This is a genomic window from Halorhabdus amylolytica (assembly GCF_004944975.1).
Classification (GTDB): domain Archaea; phylum Halobacteriota; class Halobacteria; order Halobacteriales; family Haloarculaceae; genus Halorhabdus; species Halorhabdus amylolytica.
Genome location: NZ_SPQG01000001.1, coordinates 387,349 through 407,010 on the forward strand (window position 1 = coordinate 387,349; position 19,662 = coordinate 407,010).

Annotated in this window: 25 protein-coding genes; 18 read left to right on the top strand and 7 right to left on the bottom strand. The window is 64.2% G+C overall.

Annotated features, from left to right (window positions below; all coding sequences use genetic code 11):
* Positions 1 to 18 precede the first annotated feature (18 nt).
* From E3374_RS01955 to E3374_RS01990, 8 genes are all read left to right on the top strand, one after another.
* The gene (locus tag E3374_RS01955; protein ID WP_136687170.1) at positions 19 to 1,392 is read left to right on the top strand and encodes an MFS transporter; all 1,374 of its coding nucleotides are present in this window, start codon (positions 19 to 21) and stop codon (positions 1,390 to 1,392) included.
* 66 nt (positions 1,393 to 1,458) lie between these two features.
* Positions 1,459 to 2,178 carry a DUF2103 domain-containing protein gene (locus tag E3374_RS01960; protein ID WP_136687172.1) on the top strand — a complete coding sequence of 240 codons (720 nt, stop codon included), beginning with the start codon at positions 1,459 to 1,461 and terminating at the stop codon, positions 2,176 to 2,178.
* Between the two features lie 69 nt (positions 2,179 to 2,247).
* Positions 2,248 to 2,532 carry a 50S ribosomal protein L37ae gene (locus E3374_RS01965; protein WP_136687174.1) on the top strand — a complete coding sequence of 95 codons (285 nt, stop codon included), beginning with the start codon at positions 2,248 to 2,250 and terminating at the stop codon, positions 2,530 to 2,532.
* Between the two features lies 1 nt (position 2,533).
* Entirely contained in the window at positions 2,534 to 2,668 is a 135-nt protein-coding gene (locus tag E3374_RS01970; RefSeq protein WP_136687177.1) for a DNA-directed RNA polymerase subunit P, read from the top strand.
* Between the two features lie 18 nt (positions 2,669 to 2,686).
* Positions 2,687 to 2,947 carry a KEOPS complex subunit Pcc1 gene (locus tag E3374_RS01975; protein WP_136687179.1) on the top strand — a complete coding sequence of 87 codons (261 nt, stop codon included), beginning with the start codon at positions 2,687 to 2,689 and terminating at the stop codon, positions 2,945 to 2,947.
* Positions 2,948 to 3,111: 164 nt separating this feature from the next.
* Complete coding sequence (locus tag E3374_RS01980; RefSeq protein WP_136687180.1) at positions 3,112 to 3,744, top strand: hypothetical protein; 633 nt, start codon at positions 3,112 to 3,114, stop codon at positions 3,742 to 3,744.
* A gap of 72 nt (positions 3,745 to 3,816) precedes the next feature.
* On the top strand, positions 3,817 to 4,218 hold the full coding sequence (locus E3374_RS01985; RefSeq protein WP_136687182.1) for a prefoldin subunit beta: 402 nt from the start codon (positions 3,817 to 3,819) through the stop codon (positions 4,216 to 4,218).
* Positions 4,215 to 4,472: a DUF3194 domain-containing protein gene (locus E3374_RS01990; RefSeq protein ID WP_136687184.1), complete on the top strand. Its 258-nt coding sequence runs from the start codon at positions 4,215 to 4,217 to the stop codon at positions 4,470 to 4,472. The genes E3374_RS01985 and E3374_RS01990 overlap by 4 nt, the downstream gene beginning before the upstream one ends.
* Positions 4,473 to 4,539: 67 nt before the next feature.
* On the opposite strand, the gene E3374_RS01995 is transcribed toward E3374_RS01990, so the two are convergent.
* Positions 4,540 to 4,782 (bottom strand): hypothetical protein, encoded by a 243-nt coding sequence (locus tag E3374_RS01995; RefSeq protein WP_136687186.1) that lies wholly within the window; start codon positions 4,780 to 4,782, stop codon positions 4,540 to 4,542.
* 159 nt (positions 4,783 to 4,941) lie between these two features.
* Here E3374_RS01995 and E3374_RS02000 point away from each other — a divergent pair, with 159 nt between their 5' ends.
* From E3374_RS02000 to E3374_RS02015, 4 genes are all read left to right on the top strand, one after another.
* On the top strand, positions 4,942 to 5,478 hold the full coding sequence (locus E3374_RS02000) for a bifunctional nuclease family protein (RefSeq protein WP_136687188.1): 537 nt from the start codon (positions 4,942 to 4,944) through the stop codon (positions 5,476 to 5,478).
* Positions 5,479 to 5,781: 303 nt separating this feature from the next.
* Entirely contained in the window at positions 5,782 to 6,939 is a 1,158-nt protein-coding gene (locus E3374_RS02005) for a permease (protein ID WP_136687190.1), read from the top strand.
* Between the two features lie 43 nt (positions 6,940 to 6,982).
* A complete protein-coding gene (locus E3374_RS02010; RefSeq protein WP_136687193.1) occupies positions 6,983 to 7,222 on the top strand; it encodes a thioredoxin family protein in 240 nt (79 codons plus the stop codon).
* A gap of 78 nt (positions 7,223 to 7,300) precedes the next feature.
* Complete coding sequence (locus E3374_RS02015) at positions 7,301 to 7,636, top strand: ArsR/SmtB family transcription factor (RefSeq protein ID WP_136687195.1); 336 nt, start codon at positions 7,301 to 7,303, stop codon at positions 7,634 to 7,636.
* A gap of 46 nt (positions 7,637 to 7,682) precedes the next feature.
* Here the strand turns inward: E3374_RS02015 and E3374_RS02020 are convergent, their stop codons facing one another.
* The 3 genes from E3374_RS02020 to E3374_RS02030 all read right to left on the bottom strand — a co-directional run bounded on the left by E3374_RS02020 (position 7,683) and on the right by E3374_RS02030 (position 9,098).
* Entirely contained in the window at positions 7,683 to 7,922 is a 240-nt protein-coding gene (locus tag E3374_RS02020; RefSeq protein ID WP_136687197.1) for a hypothetical protein, read from the bottom strand.
* Positions 7,923 to 8,069: 147 nt separating this feature from the next.
* Positions 8,070 to 8,495, bottom strand: coding sequence for an arsenate-mycothiol transferase ArsC (locus E3374_RS02025; protein WP_136687200.1), 426 nt, complete (start codon positions 8,493 to 8,495; stop codon positions 8,070 to 8,072).
* A gap of 87 nt (positions 8,496 to 8,582) precedes the next feature.
* Positions 8,583 to 9,098 carry a redoxin domain-containing protein gene (locus E3374_RS02030; protein WP_136687202.1) on the bottom strand — a complete coding sequence of 172 codons (516 nt, stop codon included), beginning with the start codon at positions 9,096 to 9,098 and terminating at the stop codon, positions 8,583 to 8,585.
* A gap of 119 nt (positions 9,099 to 9,217) precedes the next feature.
* Here E3374_RS02030 and E3374_RS02035 point away from each other — a divergent pair, with 119 nt between their 5' ends.
* Entirely contained in the window at positions 9,218 to 9,892 is a 675-nt protein-coding gene (locus E3374_RS02035) for an HAD family hydrolase (protein ID WP_136687204.1), read from the top strand.
* A gap of 109 nt (positions 9,893 to 10,001) precedes the next feature.
* Here E3374_RS02035 and sugE read toward each other — a convergent pair whose 3' ends face one another.
* Positions 10,002 to 10,325: a quaternary ammonium compound efflux SMR transporter SugE gene (sugE, locus tag E3374_RS02040; protein WP_136687436.1), complete on the bottom strand. Its 324-nt coding sequence runs from the start codon at positions 10,323 to 10,325 to the stop codon at positions 10,002 to 10,004.
* Between the two features lie 277 nt (positions 10,326 to 10,602).
* On the opposite strand from sugE, the gene E3374_RS02045 reads away from it, so the two are divergent.
* Positions 10,603 to 12,654: a histidine kinase N-terminal 7TM domain-containing protein gene (locus tag E3374_RS02045; RefSeq protein ID WP_136687207.1), complete on the top strand. Its 2,052-nt coding sequence runs from the start codon at positions 10,603 to 10,605 to the stop codon at positions 12,652 to 12,654.
* Between the two features lie 304 nt (positions 12,655 to 12,958).
* On the opposite strand, the gene E3374_RS02050 is transcribed toward E3374_RS02045, so the two are convergent.
* Both E3374_RS02050 and E3374_RS02055 read right to left on the bottom strand, forming a co-directional pair.
* Entirely contained in the window at positions 12,959 to 14,497 is a 1,539-nt protein-coding gene (locus tag E3374_RS02050; protein ID WP_211194890.1) for a (R)-citramalate synthase, read from the bottom strand.
* 168 nt (positions 14,498 to 14,665) lie between these two features.
* Complete coding sequence (locus E3374_RS02055; RefSeq protein WP_136687209.1) at positions 14,666 to 15,040, bottom strand: DUF192 domain-containing protein; 375 nt, start codon at positions 15,038 to 15,040, stop codon at positions 14,666 to 14,668.
* An 81-nt stretch (positions 15,041 to 15,121) separates the two neighbouring features.
* Between E3374_RS02055 and E3374_RS02060 the strand changes: the two genes are divergently transcribed.
* The 4 genes from E3374_RS02060 (at position 15,122) to E3374_RS02075 (ending at position 19,618) form a co-directional block, all read left to right on the top strand.
* The gene (locus E3374_RS02060) at positions 15,122 to 15,712 is read left to right on the top strand and encodes a DUF7097 family protein (protein ID WP_136687211.1); all 591 of its coding nucleotides are present in this window, start codon (positions 15,122 to 15,124) and stop codon (positions 15,710 to 15,712) included.
* Between the two features lie 125 nt (positions 15,713 to 15,837).
* Positions 15,838 to 16,953, top strand: a complete 1,116-nt coding sequence (locus E3374_RS02065; protein WP_136687213.1) for a sensor histidine kinase — start codon at positions 15,838 to 15,840, stop codon at positions 16,951 to 16,953.
* A 212-nt stretch (positions 16,954 to 17,165) separates the two neighbouring features.
* Entirely contained in the window at positions 17,166 to 17,714 is a 549-nt protein-coding gene (locus E3374_RS02070) for a GMP synthase subunit A (RefSeq protein ID WP_136687215.1), read from the top strand.
* Positions 17,715 to 17,761: 47 nt separating this feature from the next.
* Positions 17,762 to 19,618, top strand: coding sequence for a DUF2070 family protein (locus E3374_RS02075; RefSeq protein WP_136687217.1), 1,857 nt, complete (start codon positions 17,762 to 17,764; stop codon positions 19,616 to 19,618).
* Positions 19,619 to 19,662 lie beyond the last annotated feature (44 nt).

Sequence of the window (19,662 nt, forward strand, 5' to 3'; positions counted from 1 at the left end):
GCCGTCGACACCCCCATGATGCCGGACGAGCAGGCCGAAGCGGCAGGCCCGATCGACGCGTTCCGATCCTTCTTCGCACTCCGACGGGATGTCCTCGTCCTCTCGCTGGCAATGTTCGCGTTCAGCCTGGGCTTTCAGATGACCAGTCGGTATCTCCCGGAATACATGACTGCACTCGGAGCATCGGGATTCGTCGTCGGGCTCTACGGCACGTTCGGGAACGTCATCTCGGCGGTGTTCCCCTATCCCGGCGGCGCGATTTCCGACCGGATCGGGTCGCGATATGCGCTGACGCTGTTCGGCGCTCTCTCGACGCTCGGGTTCGCCGTCTGGCTGGTCGCCGGGCAGTTCGACGCGGTCGTCGTCGGTGGGCTGACAATCGAACCCTGGATGTGGATCTTCGTCGGCCTGGTCTTCGCCCAAGCCTGGAAATCGTTCGGCCTCGGTGCTTCCTTCGCCGTCGTCAAGCAGGCGACCGAGCCCTCGCGGCTGGCGGCCGGGTTCGCGAGCACAGAGACCTTCCGCCGGGTGGCCTTTCTCGTCGGCCCGGTGCTCGCGGCTATCCTGATCGACCTCCAGTGGAATGTCCCCGTCCTCTCGCCGATTCTCGGACAGATGGGCGACTCGTTCGCGACGAACTTCCAGTACGTCCTGCTGGTCGGGGTTATCTTCGGCGCGCTCGGCACGCTCATCCAGCACTGGCTGTACGACGCGAGCGAGGACACGATCGGCGGTTCGTTTGCCGGCGTCGAGCAGATCCGGGCGGACCTCCGGGCGATGCCCGCCGAGTTGCGACCGCTGCTGGTCGGCGACACGCTGGTCCGGTTCGCCAACGGCATGGTGTACGTCTTCTTCGTGCTCGTGGTCACGCAGTTCCTCGAAGTCGGCTTCGACGCCTCGGTCGCTCTCTTTGGAACGTCCTACAGCGTCACCCTCTCGCCAGCGGCCTTCTTCGGGTTCCTGCTCGGTGTCGAGATGCTGGTCGCGTTGCTCGTGATGGCTCCCGCGGCGAAGGCTGCCGAGTACGTCGGCCTCAAACCTGTCGTCGCGCTCGGCTTTGCGGTATACGCGATCTTCCCGGTCGTGCTCATCTATGCGCCTGCCACGTCACCCGCGATGATCGCCGTCTTCGCGTTCTCGGGACTACGCTTCGCGGGGCTGCCCTCCCACAAGGCGCTGATCGTCGGGCCGGCCGAGGCCGACGCCGGCGGCCGGGTCACTGGGACGTACTACCTGCTGCGGAACACGATCGTCATCCCGAGCGCGGCCATCGGCGGCTACCTCTGGGATTACGTCAGTCCGGAGATCGCGTTCACGCTTGCGGCGGCGATCGGTGTCCTCGGCACGGGATACTTCCTCGTCTTCGGCGAGGAATTCAAAGCGTATCGATAGCCGTCCTCCCTCGACCGCACCCGCGGATCGTCCCGCTTATTCGGCGCGAGCCCCGACCCGAGGATGATGCAGTGCCGGCAGTGTGCCGCCGAACTCGACCGCCCCGGCGACTACTGTCTGGTGTGTCACACCGCGAACGCGGACGTGGTCGTCCTCGACCTCGACCGGGAACGCGCACGGGTGACGACGATCGACGACGACGCGGTGCTCGGAACGCGCGTGGTCACCACCACGCCGGAGGAGGGAGAGCTGACCCGCATGGAAGTCCGGAACTTCGCCGGTCAGATCGTCGACGAGGTCCACCGCAAGCGGCCCGAAGAAGTCTACGTCACCGGGGATCGAACAATCATCGACGCCGTCCGGGCCCAACTCCACTACGAGTGTTACCGCGTCGAAGGCGACGATCCCGTCGAACGCGTCATCGAGCGTCGTGGTGAGCCTGCCCTCGAAGTCGTCGAGGCCAGTACGGCCGAGAAGATCGGCGGCACCCACTCGACGCTGATCGGCGACCGCGACGGCAAGCGCGCCATCGAGACGGTCGCCGACCACCCCCACGTCAAGAAGATCATCCCGGGGCCGATCGACGCCAGCGGGTCGAGCGCCCGCGGCGGCGTCCGGGCGAAGGCGACCCGGGCAGATCAGGGCGGCAACGTCCGACTCCTCATCCGGGACGGCTCCAGCGTCCAGGAGAACCGCGTCGTCACGACCGCCGGCGATCGGGAGCTCGGCGAGCACGTCCGGGCGGATCTCAACGAGGCCTTGCGGGAGGCCGACCTGGCGGAGTGACGTCAAAGCGAGATCGGAGACGACCGACTCAACAGGTTTATTTGCGCGCTCGCGTGACAGGATAGTACTATGGCCGAACGAGGAGAGACCGGCAGCGCCGGCCGGTTCGGCGCGCGCTACGGGCGGGTTGCCCGACGTCGCGTCGCCGAGATCGAGGAGGACATGCGCGACGAACACGAGTGTCCCGAGTGCGGGCGCGAACGCGTCTCGCGGCAGGGAACCGGCGTCTGGGAGTGTGGCTACTGTGGCTACACGTTCACGGGCGGTGCCTACAGCCCCCAGACTCCGGGCGGTCGGACCGCCGAGCGGTCGATCCGCGCGGCGCTCGCCGAGACCGCGGACGAGGAGGAGTGATATGGCATACAAGTGCTCGCGTTGCAAACGGGACGTCGAACTCGACGAGTACGGCGGCGTCCGCTGTCCCTACTGCGGGCACCGGGTCCTGCTGAAGGAGCGCTCCCGGGACGTCAAAGAGATCGACGTCGAGTAACCGACCGGTTTCGATCGGATGGATCACGAGGCCGTTCTCGCGTTCGATTACGTCGACCCCGACAGCGCCCGTCTCGTCGAACGCAGTGTCGCCCGGGAGGTCGGCGAGATCGGCGGCGACCGGACGCGGACCCGACTCGACCGGACGGACGCCACGCTGACGCTGACTGTCGAGGCGTCGGACTTGGTCGCCCTTCGCGCCGGGCTGAACACCTGGTCCGGACTCGTCGCCGTCGCCGAAGAGTGTGGCGGTGTACTGTCCGATCCCCCCGATCACTGATACGGACTGCTGTAACTGTTTACCGGTACGACCGCCCGCACTCGGGGGGTCGATATCGAAATGACTTACAGCAGTCCGTATGAGCGACCGCCGGCATTCCGTCGTCCAGTCACGGCTTCCCGGGCGGCAGTTTTATACACTAATTAGACCATTCCGGTGATACGATGGCGGGACAACGACGGACCACGTGGAACCTGTCCTGGACAGTCACCGCGGGGTTCGTCGGAGGGGTGATCGCGTACCTGGCCGGGTTCGCAGTGATCTACCTGCGCAAGGCTGGAACGTTGCCCGACGACGGGCTCGGGACGATCGGCGAACTCAGCGGGATCGGCGCGATGATCGACCTACCCAGCACCTGGCAGGTCGTGGGGTGGCTCTACTACGCCGCCCACAACGTCGACATCGTGATGGCGGTGTCAGGACTGGGCCGATCCGGGATGGGGACACTTCCACTTACGGAAGGCATCCTCTGGGAACGGTGGTTCGCGCTCCTGCCGGTCGTGACGCTACTGACGGTGGGATTCTCACTCGCGTTCCTCGCGTCAGTCCCGGACGTGTGGCGCGGCTTTCTCTCCGGGAGTTCGATCGCGCTGGGGTACGCCCCGATCGCCGTCGCGGGCGTGATCGTGACGACGTGGAATCTCTCGATAAGCTACGGCGGCCTGTCCGCAAACGGGGCGATCAGGCCGGATCCCTTCGGAAGTGTCCTCCTGGTTGGTGTCCTGTATCCGGTCGTCCTCGGCGGGGTCGGTGGGGCCATCGCGAGTGTGATCGACGGCAGGAGGGACATTGATTGAGGCCGGGCGGAAAACAGTGATCCCGTAGCAACCAAAGGGTGGGTTTTTCAGTACGGATCACGAGTTTCGGATATGCAGGGAAATCTGCCACCTGAAGCACAGGAGAAGCTCGAAGAGTTGCAGGACCTCCAGGAGACGGCCCAGCAGGTCGCCCAGCAGAAACAGCAGGCCGAGACCCAGCTGACCGAGGCCCAGAACGCCCTCGAAACGCTCGAGGACGTCGATCCCGACACCGGGATGTACCGAGAAATCGGCGAACTCCTCGTCGAGACCGACTACGACGAGGCCGAGGCCGACCTTTCGGAAAAGGTCGACAACCTCGAGGTGCGCGTCGAGACGCTCGAGAAACAGCAACAGCGCGTCGAAGAGCAGTTCGAGGAACTCCAGGAGGAACTCCAGGAGATGCTCGGCGGCGGTGGCGGTGGCGCACTCGGCGGCGGTCCCGATGTCGGTCCGGGCGCCGGCGGGGCATGAGCGAGGACGCGAGCACCGAGCCGAGCGACGAGACCGTCGTCCAGACCGCCGCGGAGGCCGCAGAGGATGTCGTCTTCTCTCGGTTCGACCGTTCGGAAGTCGACGATCTGGACGTGACGGTGACCTTCGAGGACGGCACACTCGAAGTAGATGTCTATCTCGATGCGCCGGACGGACGGGCGGATACGGAACGGATCGCCGACGATGCCGCGCTGGCCGCTCGCTCAGCGGTCGACGACCTCTTTCGCGAGTGACCCGGCGGTTGTCGACGATCTCTTTTCCGAATGAGTCAGTGGCGAGCGTCGCTCCTTTCTGTGGAGATCAACGATCGTCGACCGGCGCGGCGCGATCCTCGGCGCGGTCGTCGATGAACCCCGTCCGGAAGCCGATCCAGGCCAGGACACTGATGAACAGGATGGGCGGGAGGATCATGAACCCCCACAGCGGGTCGAGTCCCCAGAACAGGAGCAACAGGAGGTCCGCGAGGCCGAGCGCGAGAAACGGGGCCACCGCTTTCAGCGCCTGGGCGCGGTCGTACTCGCGCTCCGGAACGGGATCGCTCATCGGGTCAAGTTGGCGACCTGGAGCCAAAAGGACGACGACAGCGGAAAACGGGAGGGCGGATCGTCGAACAAATCCGTCGTCACGAGGGAGACAGCGTCTTCCTGGCGACGACGCGTCGTCGGGGGAGTACTTTTCACCTCGCACGTCCAACATCACGGTATGGAACACGAAGCGACGATAGAGGGGGTCGGCGTGGGTGTCGGTGAGGACGGCTCGGGGGCGCCAGTGGTCCTGCTACGTGCCCGCGAGCAACTCGTCCCTATCTTCGTGAGCGGCGATCAGGCGCAGTCGATGCAACTCGCCATCGAGAACGAGCCTTTCGAACGGCCCCTGACTCACGATCTGTTGATCGAGATGATCTCCGAGTTCGGTGCCGCGATCGACCGGGTCCGGATCGACGACCTCTCGGACGGTACGTTCTACGCGAAAATCGACGCCGAGCAGTACGTCGAGGGATCACGAAAGAATGCCGTCTTCGACGCCCGCCCCAGCGACGGGATCGCGATCGCCCTCCGGGAGGACTGCCCGGTCGTCGTCAGTGACGAGGTGATCGATCAAGCCGGACGACCACCCGAGGCGTTCGAACCCGACGACGAACGGGAACTCGATGTCGACGACCCCGACGCCCTCGACCCATCCGACCTCCGAGCCGACGACCCAGAAGAATCGGACGATCCCGACGAATTCGATTTTTGAAGGGGTGGCTGGCAACGGAAATCACGGCGGCCCGTCGCGGGCCGAACGTGACAGTACCACGACACACTCCAAACAGAGTCAATCAGAGCAGATGACGCTCGGTGATTTCGGGTTGAAACCCACTCGCAGTGATTAGCTGGCATTCTCACGCAGGGAAGCCTCGCCGTGAATGGCGCGGAGGACGTCACTTCCGTCCGCCACTGTTTCCTACCGACGGACAACGCACACTGTTTTGATCGTATTTGAAACCGCCAGAAATATATCCTGATTTGTTCTAATTATATTTGAAATGGTGGTCGCACAGTGACGCCAGTCGAACTCCTCGTCGAAGTGCTTCGAGCAGGGATCGACGAGACGCTGTCGTACCTGACATTGCACGTCATCACATGCCTGGTGCCGGCGTTTTTCATCGCCGGTGGGATCTCGGCCGTGTTGTCGGACCACTTCGTGACGAAGTACCTGAGTGCGGACGCGCCGAAACTGCACGCCTACTCGATCGCGTCGGTCTCTGGCGTGGCGCTTGCGGTGTGTAGTTGCACGATCCTGCCGATGTTCGCCGGCCTCTACAGGAAGGGCGCGGGGATCGGTCCCGCGACGGCCTTTCTGTTCTCGGGCCCGGCGATCAACGTCCTGGCCGTGGTGTTCACCGCGAGTGCGCTGAGCCTCCCGCTCGGTGGGGCACGTGCATTCTTCGCCGTGTCGATGGCCGCTGCCATCGGCCTGACAATGGCCTTCGTCTTCGGGAGTAACGACGGGAACGAAAGTGTCGAAACAAATCCGGCGATGACCGACGGCGGACACGTCACCGACCGTCGCCCGACATGGGTGACCGCCGGCTTCTTCGGCACACAGGTCGCGATCCTGCTGATCGCCGCGACGGGGCTGCTGACCTGGGCGATCAAAGCGCCGTTGCTCGGCCCGCTGTTCGCCGTGCTCGGTTATTTGCTGTGGACCAAATTCGATCGTAGCGAGATCGACGAGTGGCTCCAGGAGACGTGGTTCTTCACGCGGACGATCTTCCCGCTGTTGCTCGCCGGGACCTTCGTTATCGGCATCATCGGCGCGGTCGCAGCCATCGCCCAGGGGATGGGGCCCTTAGAGACGATCACGAGGGGTGGCGAGACGTTCGTCGCCCACCAGGTCGCACCGGGCTTGCTCACCCAGGGCATCTTCGGCGAGACGACCGTGCTGTCAGCCGGTCTCGGGTCGGTCATCGGCGCAATGCTGTACATGCCGACGCTGCTGGAGGTGCCGATCGTCGGCTCGCTGTTCGGATACACCAACGGCCTGATGGCCGACGGCCCGGCACTGGCGCTGCTGTTGGCCGGTCCGTCGCTGTCGCTGCCGAACATGCTGGTGATCTGGAAGACCATCGGCACGAAGCGAACGGCGTTGTACGTCGGTCTCGTCGCCGTCTCGGCCACCATCGCGGGCCTGATCTGGGGCCTGCTGATCGTCTGATGTATCGAGACCGAACCACAACAAAAGCCAATCCACACTACCCATGAAAATCGAAGTCATCGGCCCTGGCTGTCCCAGGTGCCAGCAGACCGCACAGAACGTCGAAGACGCACTCGAAACCATCGACGGCGTCGATGCGACCGTCGAGAAGGTCGAAGCACAGATGGAGATCATCGACCGCGGCGTGATGCACACGCCCGCCGTCGCTGTCGACGGCGAGATCGAAACCGAGGGGGACATCCCGGATGTCGACCAGCTGGTCGATATTCTCCGGTCGGCGTGACGTGGCCGTCGGAAGAGGCTCGTCAGGCGAAGCTGCAGATACTGATTTGTGTCTGGGTCCCGTTCGTCCGGCAAACAAATGTCCTCAGGAGCGAACGATTACCGGGTCGACCCCGGAATGATGGCCGATCTGGAATCGATCGTCGCGGAGAGTGACCTCGAGGCAGCCCTGGACATCTTCGAGGCGCTCTCCGACGAGCGTCGCGTCCTCGTCATGCGATTGCTCGACGAGTCCGAGCTATGTGTCTGTGATCTCGTCGCCATCTTCGACATCGAGTATTCGAAGCTCTCCTATCACCTCAAGGTACTCAAAGAGGCAGGACTGGTGACTGCGGATCGGGACGGCAATTATGTGACCTATCGGCCGACCGAGTGCGGCGAGGACGTCGTCGACGTGATCCGGCAATTCCTCTGATAGATCCGTTCGGATCGGCGGCACACACGGTATCCCGCCGCGTTTCTCAGTACGTCTGGACGGCGTCATCAGGTTCTCGGTGCTGTTCGGATCGGCCAGCGAGATCGTCGATCGGAACGGGAAAGGTGAACTCGACGCCGACGTGACCGCCAACCGCCCGGCGTTCGAGGACCGTCGAGAGGTCGCCGACACTCAGCAACGTCACGAGTGCCGGGACCACGAGCAACGCGGGAAGCTGTTTGAGTCGCTCAAGCCCTTCCCCGAGTGCCCCACCGATGTCAGTCACGACTCGACCCCCGGGTTCGTCTTCGAATAGTGCGAGCGTCGGTGTCGACCTTTGGAGGGCATCGTCGCAAGCGGCACACGCCACCGAGGAATATCTTTCCACTTCGAGAACGTTATCCGACCACCGGCTCGACACCGAGGGAACTGCCTAGTCGGCAGCCCCGAACAGTTCTTCGAACAACTCGTGGACGTTTTCCTCGACCTGCTCGCGGATGTCACGAACAGTCTCGGGATCCTGCCCGTCGGGATCGGGAAGCGCCCAGTCGCGAACCTCGACATCGGCGTCGAGTTCGAGCGTCGAACAGCCCATCGTTGCCACAATGTCACAAGCGTTGAGTTCGTCCGTCGAGATCGACCGTGGCTCCCGGTCTGCGAGGTCGATCCCGACCTCGTCCATCGTTTCAATCACCTCGTCGTGGACTGCCTCGGCCGGGTGGGTCCCGCCGGTGACGATTGCTACCGCGTCTTCGAGCCCGCGATGCTCCCGCTCGCGCTCGGCGAAGGCCGTCGACATCTGGCTGCGGCCGGCGTTCTGGACGCAAACGAAGCCCAGTCTCGTGACGTCTTCCGTCATCGAGTAGTGACAGTGCCCCGTCCAAGGAGTAGATTACTATGTCCGTTATATACTGCTCCATAGCGTCGCCTGATTGGAGCCGACTGCTCACTCATAGGTGACAGCCGGCGCCCCGAACGGTTCTCCAAGCACCGAGGAGAGTGTCTCGGCGGCCCCCACGAGCGGCGACTCCGTGGGCGCCGAGAGCGGATCGGCGCTACTCCAGGCGTACCGAATCATCCAGTCGGAATCGACGACGAAGACCGCCCGCTTCGGGACGCCCGCGTGTCCGCGGAAGTCGTCGTGGACGACGTCGTAGGCGTCGGCGATCGTGGCGTGCAGGTCCGACAAAAGCGGGATCTCGATACCGTGGGTTTCGGCGTACTCTTCGTGAGCGAAGAGACTGTCCGAGGAGATGCCCCACACCACTAGATCGTCGCGATCGAGCCACTCGCTGGCGGCGACCAGATCCGGCGTGATCGTCGGCACGAAATCGACTGGATACCACAGCAGTAGCGCCGCACGCCCCCCTCCCAGGGGGTCCATCAGGTTGTAGTAGTCCGGCTGGCCGTCGACGATTCCCGGCAGGGAAAAGTCCGGAGCCGTCGAACCGTCTTCGATCATAGAACCTACTCGGAAGAGCGTTCCCAAGAGCCTGCCGTCCGGGCGCAACCGTTGTCGATCGACCACGACGGGTCCGCCGCGACCGGAACGTTCTCCGCGACCGAGCCGTACGTTCGGATATGTACGAGGCCGTCGTCTTCGACAACGACGGCGTACTGGTGGAGTTGACGGAGCTAGACCTGCACCGGCGCGCCGCCCGCGACGCGTTCCAGCGCGTCGGGGTGTCCGATCCCGACGACGAACACGTCGAGGCAATGAGCATCGGCGTCACCGTGCCGAAACTCGAAGTCGTCTGTGATTACTACAGTCTCGATCCCGACCAGTTCTGGCGCGAACGCGACAGTCTGATGGCCCGCCGCCAGCAGGACGCTATCCGCCGCGGTGAGAAGGGTGTCTACGAGGACGTCGGGACGCTGGACGCGCTGGATCGACCCATGGGGATCGTGAGTTCCAACCAGCAGGCGACCGTCGAGTTCGGCCTGCGGACCTTCGACCTCGCCGGGCACTTCGAGACGATTCACGGCCGAGGGCCCGCCGTCGAGAGCCTCCGACGCAAGAAACCCGACCCCTATTACCTCCGGCAGGCACTGGCGGATCTCGGAACGACGGATGCGCTGTACGTCGGCGACAGCGAGACAGACGTCCAAGCGGCCCACGCAGCCGGGATCGATGCGGCGTTCGTCCGCCGACCCCACCGCGCGGACGAGGAACTATCGGTCGAACCCGAGTACGAGATCGACGATCTCACGGACCTCCCAGCTATTCTCGACGGCGAGCGGCCGGCGAGTGACTGAGCGCACGACGGACCGGACAGCGCGTCTCATACGGATTACTCTAACTGTTTACCGCTGCGACCGCCCGAAAGAGGACGGTCGATGCGGAAATGACTTAGAGTAATCCGTATCAGGAGCCGCCGGAGACGAGGTGCAGGCCGACGATGCCGACGACGATCGTTCCGATGAAGAAGATCCGCGCGAGGGTGGCCGGTTCGTCGAAGAGGACGATCCCGAGGGAGGCGGTCCCGACGGCCCCGATTCCGGTCCAGACCGCGTAGGCGGTCCCCACGGGGAGTTCCTTGACAGCCTGGGCCAGCAGGACCATGCTGATTACGAGTGCGACGGCGGTCCCGAGCGTCGGTAACGGCTTCGAGAGCCCGTCGGAGTATTCCAGTCCGATCGCCCAACCGATCTCGAACAGTCCGGCCACAAACAGGATCCACCAGGACATCACCTCCCGGCTAGTCCGGTCCAGCATCTAAACACAGTGATCCATTCCAAAGGTCCAGCAGCTGAACACAGTGATCCATGCCGAAAACATTCATTTGGTCAGTCGTTCGTTCAGAAGACAAGCGCTAAGGACTGCCACAACGATATCTTTGCGTGCAACGATTGAGGAGTCGAGTAGCGTCACGACAATGAAGACAGGTAGCCCCTCAGGTCTTCTGGCGATCAGTCGGCCTGGATCTTGCTGAGGAACGAACGAGCACGCCAGACAGGTGCCTCTCATGCAGGAACTCCGCGTCACGGTCGCGTTTGCTGCTGCCAGCATCTCGCTTCTGCTGGCGATCTACGCGTTCGTCGTCCGCTGGCATCGGCGTCCGAGCAAGACGCTCGCGGCGTTCGGCGTACTGATGCTCGGAACGACAGGATGGGCACTCACCACGGGATTGGGTGACGTCGCACCGACCGCCGACGGGATGAAACTGTGGCTCCATCTCGAACAGGTCGCCATCGTCCTCGTCCCCGGCGCGTGGTTCGCGCTCGCACTGTCGTATACGGGCCGCGAACAGTGGCTCACCCGCGAGACAGTCTCTCTTCTCGCCGTCGAGCCGATCGTGACGTTGCTGGTGACGGCGAGTGATCCGTGGCACGGCCTCATGTGGGCCGAGACGACCGTGGCGACGACCGGAGCCGGAGTGCGATATCTCGAATACACCTTCGGCGCGTATCACTACGTCCATCTCTTGTATTCCTACACCCTGATCCTGGCGAGTGTCGGTCTGTTCATGTGGATGGTGTTGACCTCCGATCGACTCTATCGCCGCCAGTCGGTCGCGCTGACGATCGGCGTACTCGCCCCGCTCGCGACGAACGTCCTCGGCGGCAGTGGGCAACCGTGGGACGTGCTGTTCACGATGCCGACTGGATTGACGATCGCGGGATTGGCACTTGGGTATGCTATCTTCCGCTTTCGACTGTTGGACGTCGTTCCGGTCGGTCGCGCGACCGTCATCGAGAACATGCGTGACGGGTTCGTCGTCCTCGACGAGGACGGTCGAATCGTCGATCTGAATCCAGCCGCACGCACGCTGGCTGGTGACGACGCGATCGGCAGACACGCGAGGACGGCACTCCCCGAGATGGCACAGCTGTTCGAAACCACCGGCCCTGAGGGTCGGACTCACGACGACATCGTCGTCGAGACCGACGAGGGACAGCGCTTCTTTACCGCTCATCTCTCCCCGCTCCGGGACGATGACCACCTCGGACGACTACTGACGATCCGTGACGTCACGGACAATCGACGTATCGAGAAACGGTACCAGGCACTCATCGAGAACGCATCCGACATCATCACGGTCGTCGATCACGAGAGCACGCTCGAATACGTCAGCCCGTCGATCGACCGTGTTCTCGGGTACGATCCGGAGACACTCCTCGGACAGTCACTGCTCACGTACGTTCACTCGGACGACCGCGACCGAGTCGGAAACGCGCTGGAAACGATTGGCGTCGATAACAGTACCGTTCGATTCGAATATCGGGTCGAAGACGCGACCGGTTCCGTCCGGGTCGTCGAGTCGGTCGGGCAAGACCTCACCGAGAACCCGTTCGTCCAGGGGATCGTCGTTCATACCCGTGACGTGACCGAGCGACATCGACGGGAACAGGAACTCGAACGGGCCAACGAACACCTCGAAACGTTCGCGAGTGCGATCAGCCACGATCTCCGAAACCCACTCAACGTCGCAGCGGGGAACCTCGAACTCGCGCGGCTGGAAGGGGACGAAGAATACTTCGAGAGCGTCGAGAGCGCCCACGAACGGATGGAGACACTCATTCGGGATCTACTCACGCTCGCGAAGCAGGGCCAGACCGTCGCCGAGACGGACACACTTGACCTCGGGGCGGTCGCAACCGACGCCTGGGAAACTGTCGAGACGGCCCGAGCGACACTCGACGTTCGGGAAACAGCCACCATCGACGCCGATCGAAACCGGCTCAGGCAGTTGTTCGAGAACCTCTATCGGAACGCGATCGATCACGCCGGTGAGGACGTAAAGATTCGCGTCGGGACGTTCGAAGACGGGTTCTTCGTCGAAGACGACGGTCCGGGAATCCCGGACGAACACCGCGAAGACGTATTTCAAAGCGGGTACACCACCAGCGACGATGGAACCGGGTTCGGCCTCGCAATCGTCCAGAACATCGTCGACGCTCATGGCTGGTCGATCCGGGCGACCGAAAGCGGATCCGGCGGAGCCCGCTTCGAAATCGAACAGGTCGAACCTCACTCGTTGTCGACCGAACCAGCGGAGTCCTCACAACGGGAGTGACCGATCGTTGGACCCGTATCGCTGCAGGATTATCTGCTGGTGTGAAGTCCGTGTGCAGAGCGCCGCGTTTCACTCCGCGTGACCGGACGGAACGGAGCGATGGTTTTTGTCCACCGGTGAGACGGGGCTCCACGGACACTGCGAGCGGGCGGCGAGGCGGTTGACAGTCGCCTCGAATTCACGGCGCGACGCGTAGTGTTTGACTGCTGGCGAAGCCGGTGGCTGAGCCAGCAGGTGTTTTTGGTCCAGATTTTTGCAAGCGGGGGTCGCCAGCGGCGACCCCCCGCAGTAAAAAGGTGGTCTCTCAGTCGTCAGCGACCAGCGGCTCAGTTTCCGTCTCGACCAGGCGGTCGATGGCCTCGACCATGGCCTCGACGGAGGCCCGGGTGATGTCGGCGTCGCTGCGGGCGACTGTGACCGAGCGGTCGCCGCGGGACATCTCGACTTCGACGGTGACGACGGCATCAGTCTGGCCGGTGATGGCGTCGACGTGATAGGAGTCGAGACTCCAGTCGACGGCGTGACCGAGGGCGGCCTCGACGGCGTTCATCGCGGCGTCGACGGGGCCATCGCCGACCGAGGCCTCGGTGCGTTCCGCACCGTCGATGACGATCGTGACGCTCGCGGTCGGCGTCCCGCTACCAGCGACGGTCTTCAGGTCGAGGAGTTCGATCCGGCGCTCGCGGTCGCGGTCCTGGACATCCTCAGCGATCGCGAGCAGGTCGGCGTCGGTGACGCGCTTGTCGCGTTCGCCGAGTTCCTTGACGCGCTCGAAGACGGCGTCGAGTTCCGCGTCGGAGACCTCGACGTCGTGTTCCTCGAGGGCGGCGGCGACCCCGGCTCGACCGGCGTGTTTGCCCAGCGCGAGGCGGCGTTCCCGACCCACCTTCTCGGGCGGGTAGGGCTCGTACATCGCCTCGTCCTTGAGCGTCCCGTCAGTGTGGATGCCACTCTCGTGGGTGAAGGCGTTCTCGCCGACGACAGCCTTGTTTGGGGCCAGCGGGATGCCCGTCCTGTTGGCGATCAACTGGGCGAGGTCGTAGGCCTGCGTGAGGTCCATCGTCTCGACGCCATAGCCGTGATCGAGGGCGATGGCAACCTCCTCTAAGGCGACGTTGCCGGCCCGTTCGCCGATGCCGTTGATCGTCCCGTGGACCAGGTCCGCACCGGCAGCCAGCGAGACCAGGGCGTTGGTCACCGCCAGCCCGAGGTCGTCGTGGGTGTGGGTACTCGTCGGTCCGAGGTCGGCAAGCCGGGAGACGGCGTCCAGCGTCCGGTCGGGCGTAGCGTGGCCGACCGTGTCGGCGTAACAGACCCGATCAGCACCAGCGTCGAGGGCTTCGGCCATGAGTTCCTCGAGAAAGTCCAGATCGGCGCGAGAGCCGTCCTCGCCGATCACCTCGACCCAGAGGTCGTGATCGGTCGCGTACTCCACGAGCGCAGCGGTGTCGGCAACGACATCCGTGCGGGTCGTACCGATCTTGTCCTCGATGTGGCGGTCGCTGGCCGGGACGACGAGGTGAACGCCGTCGACGCCCGTCTCCATCGCGAGATCGACGTCACTCTCGACGTTGCGGGCGAAACTAGTGACCGTCGCGTCCAGATCCAGATCCGCCACGCGACTGATCGTCTCGCGCTCGCCCGGTCCGGTGACGGCACTGCCGGCCTCGATCACGTCGATGCCGGCGGCGTCGAGTTCGCGGGCGATGTGCGCTTTCTCCTCGGGGGACAACGACACCCCGGGTGCCTGTTCACCGTCTCGAAGCGTCGTATCGAGCAAACCGACGTTCGTCAGCGACTCGAGTGGCTGGGTCGCCGGGTGCTCGCCGAACAGTCCTGACAAAATTCGGTCCTCGCTACGTGAGGAGAATTTCGCGCCCAGCCGCCTTGCGGCGACTTCCTCTATCCTCGCTCGTCGGGTATTCCGACATTGTACCCGGAGAAATGTTCTCGACGTTCATGAAGATATTGGTCCCGGCGGAGCGTGACGGCGTCCCACAGGCGGTCGGAGTCACTTGACCTCGTCCTCGAGGAAAACCCGATCGCCCGTCGAGACGTTACGGGCGACTCCCGGCGGTAACTCGATCACACAATCGGCCTTCGCCAGGCCGAAACCGAGCCACGAGCGGAGCGTCTCGACTCGCTTGACGTGCCCATCAACCAGCCAGAGCACGTCGATCGACGTCCGGACGAACAGCATGTCGATGTCCCGGCGGCCGACCCCCTCGAAGGGAAACACGAGCGCGAACCCCTCCGGGAGCGACGATCGAAACCGGAGTCCGCGGAGCTTTGCCAGGGCGCCCTCGGCGACCGCAACGTCGGTCGCCAGAACCTTCCGGTCGTCTCTGTCCTCACCGTTATCCCCCGACTCGTGGACGACACGCATGTCGGGTCGTACAGCGGGTACGGACTAACCCCTTTGGGACGCCGGTGTACTTTTGGCGGGGCTTGTCCTAGGCAGATTTGCATGGAGAAGACGGACGCGGGGACGACCGTCGGCGTCGAGGATCCCGACGCGTACGTCGAGCGGTGTGACCACTGCACCGACGAAGGTCGGTGTCGGTTCGCGGTCGAGCACGGCGATCGCGATCGGGACTTTGCGGACAAATTGAGCGCAACGGATTTCCGCTGTCCCGTCGTCGGCGACCCGGAAGAGACGGGATTGACAGGGCCGTGGGACTGGGTGGATTGTCCGCACATGCGGGCGCGAAACCGCCAGCGAAAGTGTGTCCGGTGTGGACTCGAAGAACGGCGTTCCGCCCATACCGACGACCGACCGCTGCTGGAGGAACACCACCTCTCCTATGCCGACGACGAACCCGATCACGCCGACGGTCCGACCCCGACCGCGAGTGACGGGACGGACACGCAGGTGAGCCACGAGATCACGGTCTATCTCTGTCGGTGGTGCCACGCCAAGGTCCACGACTCCTGGGCGTCCCTCGACGACCCCGCATCCCCGGATCCCGAAGCGCTGGCCGCCAAAGAGCGACGTCGGAGTCGGGAACAGGCCGAACTTGACTTCGAGTCGGCGGCGGAACGGCACGAAAACGGGTAACCGACGTGTTCGAGGCGTATACGGGACAGGGAGTGGCAGGCGTTCCGATCGACGGAGTTTTCAAACGAGATAATCAGGTGCGTATCCCTAAGTGACACGTCGGCGAATCCGTCAAGTTGTAGAGGATGTACGCGACCAAGCGGGCACTCGGGATCAATTACGTGACTGGGACGGGCGTCGTCTTGAGTGTCCTTTTCGTCCCGGCCCTGACCCGCGGGACGTCCGCCGCGACGACGAGCGTGGCGGTACTTGGGCTGGTCGCAGCGATCGGTCTGACCGCTACCGGTGTCTGGCTTCGGGCCTGTCGGTTGCAAGGTGAACAAGTGTGGCGGGTCGCAGCACACGTGGGGCTCGGTATCGGGATATTGACGGTGACTGACTTCCTCTTCGTGGGGTTCGGAGCCGTCGCAGATCACGAGTCGACAGGGTCGGCACTCCTCGCCAGTTCGATCGTCATCGGAGGTGCCGGCGGGGCCCTCCTGGGGATCGCCCGGGAGTTCGAGCGGTCGACGCGGACGCTCACCCAGAGCACCGAAGTGCTCTCCCGAGCGCTGCGACACAACCTCCGAAACGATCTGACCGTAATTCTCGGGCAACTCGACGAACTCGAATCGGAGGTCTCGGGAACGACGCGCGAGCACGTCATATCGATCCGTCGAAAAGTAGACGAGATCGCGGAACTGTCCGAACAGGCCCAGCAGATCGAGGTCGCCGTCACCGGCGAGGGGCGTCGTCGCCATCCGGTCGACGCGGTCGAGATCGTCGAGCGCCGCGTGCGAGCCACCAGGGCGGCCAATCCCGGAGTCCGTTTCGAGACCGATCTCCCAGAGACGGCGTGGGTTAGCGCCGACTGGATGCTCGAAACCGCGATCGAAAACGTCCTTGAGACGGCCATCGCCAACGGCGGGAGCGAGACGGTCCTGCGGATCGACGTCGAACACCTCGGTCCCAGATCGACGGTCGTCCGAATCGTCGACGCAGGCGGCCATCTCCCCGCCGCCGAGATCGAACCCCTCAACTCGGGGACCGAAACGCCACTCCAGCACAGCGAGGGACTCGGTCTGTGGCTCGTCAACTGGATCGTCGAGGGATTCGGCGGGACCCTCGAACTCGACCAGTTCGAGGACGTCTGTGTCGTGACTCTGCGTTTGCATCGGGCCATCCCGACTCGACAGCAACGGGGCGAAGTCAGTAGCGAACGGAAAGACAGGCCGGAGAGAAACACACAGGAAGACGAGTGAAAAGCGAACGAAGGGAAAGGAGGAAGGAAGGAGACGCACAGGAAGACGAGTGAGAAGCGAACGAGAGGAAAGGAAGGGAGGAAGAAGACGGGAGAGAAGCGAGTGGGAACAAGGAGCGTGACGGGGTGACCGCGTACGTCGGGTCCTGGCGTGTTCCGGGTTTGGCCCGGCGTTTCAGGGGATATTTATCCGGGAGGACGCTACCGCTCTCCATGACCCGGATCGACGTGATCGACAACCACGGTCAGTTCACGCACCTCGAACGGCGGGCGTTGCGCGACATCGGCGTCGAGGCCGACCTCGTCGAGAACACGACGCCCCCGTCCGAGATCGATGCCGACGGGCTGGTCCTCTCGGGCGGCCCCTCGATGGATCGGATCGGCAACTCCCCGGAATATCTCGATCTCGACGTGCCGATCCTCGGGATCTGTCTCGGGATGCAGCTCATGGCCGCGGAACTCGACGGGACGGTGGGGTCCGGCGATTACGGCGGCTACGCCGACGTGACGGTCGAGATCCTCGAAGAGACGGATCCGCTCGTCGGCTCACTGGCGCCCGAAACCCGCGTATGGGCGAGTCACGCAGACGAAGTGAAAGAGGTGCCGACGGGCTTCGAGCGGACCGCGACCTCCGACGTCTGTGCGGTCGAGGCGATGAGCGACACCGGTCGGGATCTCTACGGTGTCCAGTGGCACCCAGAAGTGGCACACACCGAGGAGGGCGAGGCCGTCTTCGAGAACTTTCGCACGGTTTGTGAGTGAGCAGCGGTGAGACAGTTTTAACCCCTTCGGGGGATCCAGTCGTAGCAATGACGGCCACGCAGGGCGATCTCGCCGGACTCTCGCGATACATCTTTCGCGCGCCACGATGGTACTCCTCGATCACCTTCGCGCTGTTTATCGCCGCGCTCACCGGCCTGGCAGCGTTCGACTCGCGATACATCTTAGAGGACGCCTGGCAGGGGGTCTTCTACATCGGATTGCCGACCCTCCTCGCCGGCGTCCTCACACCTCCGATCGACCGGAAGCTGGGCGGCCAGCTGACGCCCAACCGGGCGTCGTTGCTCGCACTCGGCTGTGAGCTGCTCGTCATCGGCGTGTTGACCGGCGCGAGTGTGATCGCCGCCCTCACGCCGCTCGGTCAGATCTTCGTCTTCGACGCACTGTTGTTCGCGCTGGCGGCGATCTTCGCCTTCCGGCTGTTGATCGTCATGGCGATCTCGCGTCACAGCCTTCCCGTCGCGGCGATCCCCGCGAGCGTCCAGACCGTCGCCGCCGCCGTCCTCCTGTTCGTCTACAGCGGGACGATGCGCTACCTCGAGATCGGCGGCCCGCTGACCCGTTCGTACCTCTCACGTCCGGACGAAGCTCCGCCGGAGTTGCTCGTCATCCTCCCCGGGGACTTCGTCCTGCTCGCCGTCCTCTGTGTCCTCTACGCCGCCACAGTCTGGCTGTTCCTGGTCGTGATCGACCGCCCCTGGCGACGCAGTCTCGGCGTCAGCGCCCTGGACTTCCTCCGGGGGTTCATCGGACACATCGCCGAAGGATCCCGCGAACTCGAGGACTTCTTCGAGGAGATCGGCGAGGAAGCGCTGGTCCCGGTAACGGTTCTGGCCTTCCGGCGCCCGGACGGCACCGAGAAGGCCCGCTTCGTCCTGCCGATGATCCATCCCGGGCCGATGGGCGAGATCGGGGGCGGCAACCTGCCCCTGCGAATCGCCGAGGCGGCCGATGGGCTCGGCTTTCCGCCCCACGCAACCGCCGGCCACGACTTCAACCTCGTCACCGAACGTGAGGTCGAGACGATCCTCGACGCGGCCGAACGTGCCCACGACCGAATCGAGTACGGGGAGAGAGCAACCCCTGGCGAACGTCTCGAGGAAGGCGAGGCGACGCTGATCGGCCAGGCCTTCGGCGACGACGCCCTGGTGACGGTCACCTTCTCGCCCGGGTTCGCCGACGACATCGAGTACGCCGTCGGGCTCTCGGCGCGCGCCGAGGGGCACGCCGGACACCTGGAGGACGTCCTGCTGATCGACGCCCACAACTGTAACAATGGCCTCGACGGACCCAACCTGGGACACGTCGTCCCGGGCGGCGAACGATCATTCGACCTGATCCACGGCGCCGAACGCCTCGGCGAACGCCTCGCGGACGCCGAGCAAGGGCCTGTCCGGCTCGGCATCGCAGCCGACGAAACGCCCTGGGACCCACAGGAGGGGATCGGCCCGCTCGGAATCCGGGTCGCCGTCGTCGAGGTCGACGGTCACTCGACGGCCTACGTCCTCATCGACGGCAACAACATGGAGCCGGGGCTACGTGAGCGCATCATCGACGCCGTCGAGGACGTCGATCTGCTGGAAGTGCTGACCTCGGACACCCACATCGTCAACACCGTCGAGGCCGAGAACCAGGTCGGCGGCGCCATCCCCGAGGACGATCTGGTCGCGCTGATCGACGATCTGGTCGGGGACGCACTCGACGATCTGGAGTCGGTCGAGGCCGGCATGGCCAGCGAGCAGGCCGAAGTGACGGTCTTCGGCAATGATCGAACCGAGACGCTCGCGAGTACGGCCAACGCCGTCGTCTCGATGGGCGCGGCCATGGCCGGTCTGTTCATCGCCGTCGTCGTCGCTGTCAGCCTCCTCCTGTTTCTGCTGACGTGAGCCTAGAAACGGAGCGTTTCACTCGTCGTATCGTGCCGTCAGAA